This is a genomic window from Phenylobacterium sp., from assembly GCF_044372605.1.
Taxonomy (GTDB): Bacteria; Pseudomonadota; Alphaproteobacteria; order Caulobacterales; family Caulobacteraceae; genus Phenylobacterium.
In genome coordinates this window covers 1-9,103 of record NZ_JBILRO010000135.1, presented here as the reverse complement: position 1 = coordinate 9,103, position 9,103 = coordinate 1, and the positions used below count along the sequence as shown (strand labels likewise).

10 protein-coding genes are annotated in these 9,103 nt (G+C 64.1%); 4 read left to right on the top strand and 6 right to left on the bottom strand.

Annotated features, from left to right (window positions below):
• From ACIQ42_RS11675 to ACIQ42_RS11650, 6 genes are all read right to left on the bottom strand, one after another.
• On the bottom strand, positions 1-1,975 hold a 1,975-nt coding region (locus tag ACIQ42_RS11675; protein WP_397422357.1), incomplete at its 3' end, for a TonB-dependent receptor plug domain-containing protein.
• A gap of 302 nt (positions 1,976-2,277) precedes the next feature.
• The gene (gene rplI / locus ACIQ42_RS11670; protein ID WP_397399684.1) at positions 2,278-2,865 is read right to left on the bottom strand and encodes a 50S ribosomal protein L9; all 588 of its coding nucleotides are present in this window, start codon (positions 2,863-2,865) and stop codon (positions 2,278-2,280) included.
• A gap of 13 nt (positions 2,866-2,878) precedes the next feature.
• Positions 2,879-3,154, bottom strand: coding sequence for a 30S ribosomal protein S18 (gene rpsR, locus ACIQ42_RS11665; RefSeq protein ID WP_397399685.1), 276 nt, complete (start codon positions 3,152-3,154; stop codon positions 2,879-2,881).
• 18 nt (positions 3,155-3,172) lie between these two features.
• Entirely contained in the window at positions 3,173-3,535 is a 363-nt protein-coding gene (gene rpsF, locus ACIQ42_RS11660) for a 30S ribosomal protein S6 (protein ID WP_397422356.1), read from the bottom strand.
• Positions 3,536-3,734: 199 nt separating this feature from the next.
• Entirely contained in the window at positions 3,735-4,274 is a 540-nt protein-coding gene (locus ACIQ42_RS11655; protein ID WP_397422355.1) for a peroxiredoxin, read from the bottom strand.
• A 187-nt stretch (positions 4,275-4,461) separates the two neighbouring features.
• Positions 4,462-5,547 carry a zinc-binding dehydrogenase gene (locus ACIQ42_RS11650; protein ID WP_397422354.1) on the bottom strand — a complete coding sequence of 362 codons (1,086 nt, stop codon included), beginning with the start codon at positions 5,545-5,547 and terminating at the stop codon, positions 4,462-4,464.
• A gap of 91 nt (positions 5,548-5,638) precedes the next feature.
• Here ACIQ42_RS11650 and fabD point away from each other — a divergent pair, with 91 nt between their 5' ends.
• From fabD to fabF, 4 genes are all read left to right on the top strand, one after another.
• Positions 5,639-6,583, top strand: coding sequence for an ACP S-malonyltransferase (gene fabD / locus ACIQ42_RS11645; RefSeq protein ID WP_397422353.1), 945 nt, complete (start codon positions 5,639-5,641; stop codon positions 6,581-6,583).
• Between the two features lie 10 nt (positions 6,584-6,593).
• Positions 6,594-7,334 carry a 3-oxoacyl-[acyl-carrier-protein] reductase gene (gene fabG / locus ACIQ42_RS11640; protein WP_397422352.1) on the top strand — a complete coding sequence of 247 codons (741 nt, stop codon included), beginning with the start codon at positions 6,594-6,596 and terminating at the stop codon, positions 7,332-7,334.
• 124 nt (positions 7,335-7,458) lie between these two features.
• Positions 7,459-7,698, top strand: coding sequence for an acyl carrier protein (locus ACIQ42_RS11635; protein WP_397399691.1), 240 nt, complete (start codon positions 7,459-7,461; stop codon positions 7,696-7,698).
• Positions 7,699-7,787: 89 nt separating this feature from the next.
• Positions 7,788-9,071, top strand: a complete 1,284-nt coding sequence (gene fabF / locus ACIQ42_RS11630; RefSeq protein ID WP_397422351.1) for a beta-ketoacyl-ACP synthase II — start codon at positions 7,788-7,790, stop codon at positions 9,069-9,071.
• The last annotated feature ends 32 nt before the right edge of the window (positions 9,072-9,103 follow it).

Below are 9,103 nucleotides of genomic sequence, written 5' to 3'. Positions count from 1 at the left end.
GATCGAACAGCACGGGAGCCGGCGTCAGGGCGGCGAGCTGCGCGGTCTTCGGCACCTTCTTGACCTTGGTCGAATTGAAGTTGGCCGCCAGCGTCAGGCCAAGGCTACCCAGATCATCGGATGTCACCTTATAGTTGGCGATGATATCGACGCCCTCGGTCGTGGTGTTGACGCCGTTGATGAAGAACCGTCCACCGCCGATGCCGACGAAGCCGCGCGACTGCAGAAACGCGCGAACGTTGGCTTGTGTAAGGTTCTCGGAAAGCACGATCCGGTCGCGCACCTCAATGCGATAGGCGTCGACGGTTACATTCACCGGACCGAGCCGCACGACAGCGCCGACGGCGTAGTTCGTGGATTTTTCGGCGTCGAGCGGTTCTGCGCCCAAAGCGGCCGCCACACTGTTGGTCGCCGGGAAGGTGGTGATATCGAACGGCACGCCGTTGATGAAGTTGGTGGAGGTAGCGGTGAAGAACTGCTGCTGCAGGGAAGGTGCGCGGAAGCCGTTCTGGATCGAGCCGCGCAGCGCGAGGCTATCCGATACATCATAGCGAGCCGCGAGCTTGCCGGTCACTGTTTCGCCGAAGTCTGAATAGCTCTCGCCGCGCACAGCCGCCGACATCAACAACTGCTCGGTGATGTTTGCTTCCAGGTCGAGATAGACGCCTACCGATGTCCGATCCTTGTCGACCTCGTTCTCGGGCCGGAAGCCGGGGAATACCTGAGCCCCGGACGGCGTGGGCGCACCGTTCAGCAGAACGCCACCATTGCGGTAGGAGTCCGGCTCGCCCGCATTGATCTTGTAGCCTTCGCGACGCAGTTCGATGCCGGCGGCTACGTTCAGCGGCTTGGCGAGACCGGCCTCGAAGGTCCGCACGCCGGAAATGTTGGCGACCAGCTGGTTGTAGTCGAAGCCACCGGCGTCAAACACGGTCTTGCTGCTCGGACCGATAGAGCGGTTCAGCGTATCGCGGATCGTGAAATCCATGCTGTTCGAACCATAAACCAGCGAGGTGTCCATATCCCACTCGCCCAGCTTCCAGGTCACGCCGCCGCCGGAGGAGAAATCCTTCACCTCAGGATTGATCAGCGGCAGGAAACCGTTGGGATAGATCGAGGTGATGTTGCGATCATCCAGGGGCCGGCGGAAAAAGCCCGCCGAGGTGGAGTCGCGGTTCTGGAAGCTGGCCCAGCCATAGAGCTTGGTCGTGTCGCTGAGATCGTAGCCGGCGTTCGCGAATGCCGTGTACTGGGCGATGTCGGGTTCGCCGTACCAGGCGTTGTAGCGATCAAACGTAGCTTCGCGCGGGTCAAAAGCGCCGCTGATAAGGGCATACTGCTGGCGCCAGTCCGGAGCCGTACGAATGGTCTTCGCCTGATCGAGATATTCGCCTGACAGCGTCAGGAAACCGTCCTCGCCGAGCGGCAGGCCGATCCAGCCGCCTAAATTGATGGTGTCACCATCAGTGCGATCGTATTTGGCCTTGTCGGCGACAGTGAAGTTCGCGCCGTTCGGGGTGGGCGCCACCAGAGTGCTCGCCGTCGTGACGCGTGCGCCGTAGGTGGCCGTGATGTTGCCGCCGCTACGGGCTTCGCGCAGGCGCAGGTTGAGCACCCCGGCAATGGCGTCTGACCCGTACTGCGCCGAGGCGCCGTCGCGCAGGACTTCAATGGACTGCACAATGCCGGAGGGGATGGTGTTGAGGTCAACGGCGGATGATCCGCGTCCGATCGTGCCGTTGACATTCACCAGGGCCGCCGAGTGGCGACGCTTGGAGTTCACCAGCACGAGAGTCTGATCCGGTGAGAGGCCGCGAAGGGTGGCGGGACGGATGGTGTCGGTACCGTCAGCCAGACCGGGGCGGGGGAAGTTGAACGAGGGCAGGGCAATGGATAGCGCCTGGTTGAGCTCCGTAACCCCCACCTTCGAGAGCGCATCCTGGCCGATCACATCCACCGGCGCGATGGATTCCAACCGGGTCCGGCCTTCTGACCGCGTGCCGGTGACAACCACTTCTTCAACCTCGGCTGAGGTTTGTCCGCTTTGGGCTGATGCTGTGCCAGCCGTCAAGCTTGCGGCGGAGACTGCGGCGAGCAGTAGGTTCTGATATCGCATGGGCTACCCTGATGAACGGACCGGTGAATCCGGACTACTATCGTTGGGCTCTACCTAGGCGCACCAGGTTTTGTCGCAAATGACAATTCGGCAACAGTGACACAAAAACGACGCGGGAGTGTTCCCGCGCCGTCTTGTTTCTCCGCAGATTAACGCGCGCGTCAGCCGTCCGAGCGTTCGAAGTCCACGTGTGTACCGGCGCCGCCCTCAAGCATGTCGGCGGCGGCTTGTTCGTCCGCAGCGCGATCTTCCTCGAACTGGGAGTTGATCACGTTTTCGCCACGGGCCTGGCGTTCAGCTTCGTCCTGGCTGCGGGCGATGTTGAGCGTGACCGTGACGGTGACTTCCGAGTGCAGGCGAACCTTCACGTCGTGCAGGCCCAGCGTCTTGATCGGCTTGTCCAGCACGACCATGGCGCGTTCGATTTTGCCGCCTTCGGCATTGACCGCGTCGGAAACGTCGCGACCCGAGACCGAACCGTAAAGCTGGCCGCTTTCGCCGGCCTGACGGATCAGGATGTAGGACGTGCCGTCCAGCTTCTCGCCAGATTGGCCAGCGGCTTCCTTGGCCCTGGCGTTGCGGGCTTCAATGTCCGCGCGCTGGGCTTCGAAAACCTTCAGGTTCGCCGAGTTGGCGCGGAGCGCCTTCTGGCGAGGCAGCAGGAAGTTGCGTGCGTAGCCGTCCTTGACGGTGATCACGTCGCCGAGGGCGCCGCGGCCTTCCACGCGTTCGAGCAGAATAACTTTCATCTGTGCGGCTCCCTTACTTCACGACGTAGGGGAGGAGAGCCAGGAAGCGGGCGCGCTTGATGGCCTTGGCCAGTTCGCGTTGCTTCTTGGCCGACACCGCGGTGATGCGCGACGGCACGATCTTGCCGCGCTCCGAGACGTAGCGCTGCAGCAGCTTCACGTCCTTGTAGTCGATCTTCGGCGCGCCGGCGCCGGAGAACGGGCAAACCTTGCGGCGGCGGAAGAACGGGCGACGTGCGCCGCCCGCAGCAGCGCCGGCAGCCGGCGCGTTGGAGGTTTCGTCGGTCATGGCGAGGGCCTCCCTTTCTTAAAACTGAGGAACGTCGTCGCGGCGTTCGCGGTCGCGATCGCGGCGGGCGAGAACCGGGGAGAGCTCAAGGTCGAGTTCTTCCACGCGGACGGTCATGTAGCGCAGCACGTCTTCGTTGATCGACAGCTGGCGTTCCATTTCCTTGACGATGTCCGACGGAGCGTCGATCGACAGAAGGGAATAGTGACCCTTGCGGTTCTTCTTGATGCGGAATGTCAGGTTACGCAGACCCCAGTACTCGATCTTGGCGACGTTGCCGCCACCGCTTTCGATGAGTTGCTTCAGGGTGTCGTTGAGCGCTTCGGCCTGTTGCGGCGAGATGTCCTGCCGCGAAATGACGACGTGTTCGTAGAGTGCCATATGTCCTCTTCCGTTGTGGAGGGCGGCGTGGCCGTCGGCGGAAGTCCGACAGTCACGATGGATCTCTGGCGCGGCGGGCAGGACGTTTCCGCCCCGACTGCGTTCCGCGAGAGACCGCCTTCCGTGAAGGGGCGGGCAAATAAGGGAAAACCCCCGCGCGGGCAAGGGTTTTCGCTAAAGCCGGGGGCAGGTCGTGCGTCTAGCGCTTCGCCTTGAACGCCTTCACGGCGCCCAGCGTCTGGGCCACGTGCTCTGTCGGGTCCAGCTTGGAATAGCTGTGCAATACCTCGCCCTTCGGTGAGATCACATAGGAGGTACGGTCGGACCAGTCGGGGCGGGCGGCCATGACCGCGTCATACTGCCTGGCGATCTTCGCGCCGGGGTCGGCGGCGACCGGGAACTTGCCCGAGCACTTGTCGGCGTCAGCCGAGATCTGCTGCAGCTTGTCCAGCTTGCCGGCGGTCACACCGATCACCGTCGCGCCGTTGGCGGCGAACTGCGGCATGGCGTCGGCGAACATCTTGGCTTCGAGGTTGCAGCCGGCGGTGTCGGCGGCCGGGAAGAAGTAGAGTACGACCGGTCCCTTCCTGCGCGCCTCAGCCATCGAGAAGGTCAGCGCCTTGCCGGCCTGGAAGCCCGGCGCCACGAAATCCGGCGCCTTGTCGCCCGCCTTCAGGGCCGCGAGGGCCGGTGTGGAAAGCAGCGCAGCGGCAGCCAGGGCCAGAGTGAAGGGTTTCATGAGACAGCGTCCTTGGGGAGAGGAGGTTCGTGATGCCCGTGAATACCGACTTTTCGAGGTGAGCAACAGGTCCGCTAGAGCACGACAGCTTGAAGTGGATACCGGTTCAAGCGCCCGTCGTGCTCTAAACGTATGATAACGAGATTGTTTATCCGGTTCAGATGTTTCCATCTGAACCGGACAGGCTCTAGCCGTTGGGCTGCACCAGGATCTTCACATGCGCTTCCGGGTCGCCCAAAGCCACAAAGGCGTCAGCCACACCGTCCAGTCCGACCGTACCGGTTACCAGACCGGAAACATCAATCACGCCCTCGGACAGTTGATGCAGGGTCATGGCGAACTCTTCGGGCGTATAGCCCAGCACGAAGGTCAGCTCGATCTCCTTGGTGATCGCGATGGCGGGTTCGATCCGGTCGGTTTCCATGCAGACGCCGGCCACCACGATCTGGCTGCCCGCCGGCGCCGCCTCGATCAGCGACTGCAGGATGCCGGGCGAGCCCACGCACTCGAACACCACAGGCCGGCCGAAGGTCTTGCCCATCATCCGGGCCATGCTCTGGGCCGCGCGGGCGGTGGGTACGCCATAGCTCTCCCAGCGACCGTGCGGGCTTTCCGTGGCAGGGTCGATCACCACATCGGCGCCCAGCCGCTCGGCTGCCGCACGGCGGCGCGGGGAATAGTCGCAGGCGATCACGGGGCCGTGCCCCTTCGCCTTGAGCCCGGCGATCACCGCCAGCCCGACGGGGCCACAACCCACCACCAGCGCAACGGAGTCCGCATCCAGCCGCGCCTTTGCCACTGCATGCGCACCAACGGCGAAGGGCTCGGTCATGGCGGCGCTGTCGGTCGGCAGTCCATTGGGCACGGCCAGCAGCAGCGCCTCGCTAAGGATCATGCGTTCGGCAAACCCGCCCGGGAGCCGGTTCGAGAAGCCAAGGGCCTCAACCCCGGTCGGCGTCAGGGTCACAGGCATTGAAACCACGCGCGTACCGGCCTTGAGCACGCCGGTGGTTCCCGGTCCGAAGTCGAGGATTTCCGCGCAGAATTCGTGGCCGAAAACGGTATCGGCTGTCGGATCGAAAGCGCCTGCACCTACGGAGGCCCCTCCACGGCGCGTGATGTCGATCATGTGCTCCATGTGATGCAGGGAATGCAGATCCGATCCGCAGATCCCGCAGGCCAGCGTCTTGACCAGCACCTGGCCTTCTCCGGGCGTCAGATCGGCGATCTCGTCGCAGATCAACGTCTTGTTGCGGCGGATCACGGCTCTCATCGGGCGCCCTCCAGGCTTCGTCATCTTGTCGCGGGTGACGCTATCCCCTAACGCTCGCGACCTGGAATCACCAGTCAGTGGAACCGCACCCATGAGCCTTGCCTTCATTTTTCCCGGCCAGGGAAGTCAAGCCATAGGAATGGGCCAGGAGCTGGCGCAGGCCTTTGCATCCGCCCGCGAGGTGTTTCAGGAGGTCGACGACGCCCTCGAGCAGAAGCTGTCGTTGCTGATGCGCGATGGCCCTGAAGATCAGCTGACCCTCACCGAAAACGCCCAGCCCGCGCTGATGGCGGTGAGTCTGGCCGTGATGCGGACCCTCGAGAAGGAATTCGGCGTCAACATCGGGCGCGCCGCTTTTGTGGCTGGCCACAGTCTCGGGGAGTATTCTGCTCTGGCGGCGGCTGGCGCGATCAGCCTGTCCGACACGGCGCGACTGTTGAAGTTGCGGGGGCAGGCGATGCAGCGCGCCGTTCCGGTGGGGCAGGGCGCCATGGCGTCGCTGATCGGTCCGAAGACAGATCTGGCGCTGGCCGAGGCGGTGGCCGCTGCGGGATCAGAAGTCGGTGTTTGCGTTGTGGCCAATGACAACAACAGCGGCAATGTGGTGATCTCGGGTGAGAAGGTCGCCGTGGATCGGGCCATCGAGAAGGCCAAGGAACTGGGCGCCCGCGCCATTCCGCTGAATGTCTCGGCGCCCTTCCACTGCCCGCTGATGCAACCGGCGGCGGACGAAATGGCCCGGGCATTGGCCGAAGCGACCTTCAAGGCTCCCCGCGCGCCGGTGGTGACCAACATCCAGGCTCAACCGACCAACGACCCTGAAGTCCTGCGTCGCTTGCTGGTGGAGCAGGTCACCGGGCGGGTGCGCTGGCGTGAGAGCATGATCTGGATGGCGGGCGAAGGCGGCGTCACCCGGTTTGCAGAGGCCGGCGCCGGCAAGGTCTTGACGGGTATGGCTAAACGCATCGCACCGGACGCGGACGCCGTTTCATTGAATGCGCCGGCCGATCTCGAATCATTTGCGAAATCTCTTTAGGGGCGGACCCATGTTTGGACTGACCGGCAAGACGGCGCTTGTAACAGGCGCGACAGGCGGTATCGGCGCGGAGATCGCCCGGACGCTACACGCCCAGGGCGCCCATGTGGTGCTGTCGGGCACGCGTGAAGTGGTGTTGGCGGAGATGGCGGCCACGCTTGGCGAGCGGGTCTCGATCGCGCCTGCGAATCTGTCTGACCCGGCGGCGGTTGATGGCCTCATCAGTGCTGCGGAGGCCGCCGCGGGCGCACCTATCGATATCCTCGTGGCCAACGCCGGCATCACCCGGGACGGGCTTCTTCTGCGGATGAAGGACGAGGACTGGGAGACCGTTCTCAAGGTCAATCTGGAGAGCTACTTCCGGCTGAGCCGGGCGGCTGTAAAGGGCATGATGAAGCGCCGGGCGGGACGGATCATCGGCATCACCTCGGTGGTGGGCGTGATGGGCAATCCCGGCCAGACGAACTATGCGGCCTCCAAGGCCGGGATGATCGGGTTTTCAAAAGCTCTGGCCCAGGAAGTTGCGACCCGCGGCATCACCGTGAACTGTGTGGCGCCCGGCTTCATCGAAAGCCCCATGACCGATGCCCTGAACGAGGCCCAGAAAGCCCAGATCCTCACGACCATTCCCGCAGGTCGCCTGGGACTGGGCGTCGATGTCGCCGCCGCCTGCGCCTATCTGGCTTCGGATGCCGCGAGTTATGTCACCGGCCAGACGCTGCATGTGAACGGCGGGATGGCGATGATCTGACGCTCGCCAGCCGAAAGCGAACATGCTACCCGGCAGGCGGAACTGAACACCGAAGGCGGCAGTTGACTTAAGCGCCACCGTCGCCGATGCAATGACCTGACTAAGCCCTGAGGGACCTACTGAAATGTCCGACGTCCTAGAACGCGTCCGTAAGATTGTGATCGAACATCTCGATGCTGACCCTGAAAAGGTCACCGAGAAGGCCAGCTTTATCGACGATCTGGGGGCCGACAGCCTCGACAATGTCGAGCTGGTCATGGCGTTCGAAGAAGAGTTCGACATCGAGATTCCGGACGACGCTGCGGAGCATATCCAGACCGTTGGCGACGCCGTGAAGTTCATCGGCGAGAAGCTGGGCGGCTAAAGCTGTTCGGTAACCACGTACCGTAGTTGAACGCCGCCGCGTCCCTCGGTCCACCGAAGGCGCGGCGGTTTCGTTTGTGAGGCAGGCCCATGCGTCGAGTCGTCGTCACCGGCATCGGGCTCCTGACCCCGCTGGGGCAGGGGACTGAGCTAACCTGGAAGAAGATTCTGGCCGGAGAGTCCGGCGCAGGGCGTATCAGCGCTTTCGACGTCGATGGATGGGCGTGTCAGGTGGCCTGCGAGGTCCCGCGCGTCGATGGCCAGGGCGGCGGTGGGCCGGAGGTTCCGGGCAGCTTTGATCCTGACCAGACGATGTCGGCAAAGGACCGCCGGCGGGTCGACGATTTCATCCTCTACGGCATTGCCGCCGCCGACGAGGCGGTGCGCGACTCGGGCTGGGCGCCACAGGACGACGAGGGTCGCGAGCGTACCGGCGTGATGATTGGCTCCGGGATCGGTGGCCTCGGAACCATCGCCGCCACCGCGATCCAGTTGCACGAGCACGGGCCGCGCAAGGTAAGTCCCTTTTTCATCCCGTCGGCGCTGATCAACCTGGTGAGCGGTCAGGTTTCGATCCGACATGGGTTCAAGGGCCCGAACCATGCCGTGGTGACGGCCTGCGCGACCGGCGCGCACGCCATCGGCGACGCCTGCCGAATGATCAAGTATGGCGACGCCGACGTGATGGTCGCTGGCGGCGCCGAGGCCAGCATTGTGCCGGTAGGCATTGCCGGGTTCATCGCCTGCCGGGCGATGTCCACAGATTTCAACGAAACGCCGCAGAAGGCCAGCCGCCCCTATGACAAGGACCGCGATGGGTTCGTCATGGGCGAGGGCGCGGGCATTGTGGTGCTGGAGGAACTGGAGCACGCCCTGACGCGCGGCGCCAAGATCTACGCCGAGGTGATCGGCTACGGCATGGCCGGCGACGCTTACCACATCACGGCGCCTGCCGAGGATGGCGACGGCGGGTTCCGGGCTATGCAGGCCGCGATCAAGGACGCGAAGATTTCGCCCTCGGAGATCAACTATATCAATGCCCACGGCACCTCGACGCCGCTCGGCGACGAGATCGAGCTTCGCGCTGTGGAGCGCATGCTGGGCAACGGCGGGCAGGGTGTCGCCATGAGTTCGACCAAGGGCGCGACCGGGCATCTGCTGGGTGCGGCAGGCGCCATCGAGGCGGCCTTCACCTGCCTGGCGATCCGTGACCAGGTCGCCCCGCCCACGATCAACCTGGACAATCCCTCGGTAGAGACCGCCCTGGATCTGGTGCCGCACAAGGCCAGGCCGATGGAGATCAATGTGGCCTTGTCCAACAGCTTCGGCTTCGGCGGCACCAACGCCTCGGTGCTGTTCAAGCGGTACGCGTGAGCCGACGCCGCCTGAGCCGCCGCGCCGCCGGC

Bases quoted from the DNA above. Each gene is read 5' to 3' on its own strand.
- rplI (WP_397399684.1), bottom strand. From the start codon at position 2,865: ATGAAAGTTATTCTGCTCGAACGCGTGGAAGGCCGCGGCGCCCTCGGC.
- rpsR (WP_397399685.1), bottom strand. From the start codon at position 3,154: ATGACCGACGAAACCTCCAACGCGCCGGCTGCCGGCGCTGCTGCGGGC.
- rpsF (WP_397422356.1), bottom strand. From the start codon at position 3,535: ATGGCACTCTACGAACACGTCGTCATTTCGCGGCAGGACATCTCGCCG.
- ACIQ42_RS11655 (WP_397422355.1), bottom strand. From the start codon at position 4,274: ATGAAACCCTTCACTCTGGCCCTGGCTGCCGCTGCGCTGCTTTCCACA.
- ACIQ42_RS11650 (WP_397422354.1), bottom strand. From the start codon at position 5,547: ATGAGAGCCGTGATCCGCCGCAACAAGACGTTGATCTGCGACGAGATC.
- fabD (WP_397422353.1), top strand. From the start codon at position 5,639: ATGAGCCTTGCCTTCATTTTTCCCGGCCAGGGAAGTCAAGCCATAGGA.
- fabG (WP_397422352.1), top strand. From the start codon at position 6,594: ATGTTTGGACTGACCGGCAAGACGGCGCTTGTAACAGGCGCGACAGGC.
- ACIQ42_RS11635 (WP_397399691.1), top strand. From the start codon at position 7,459: ATGTCCGACGTCCTAGAACGCGTCCGTAAGATTGTGATCGAACATCTC.
- fabF (WP_397422351.1), top strand. From the start codon at position 7,788: ATGCGTCGAGTCGTCGTCACCGGCATCGGGCTCCTGACCCCGCTGGGG.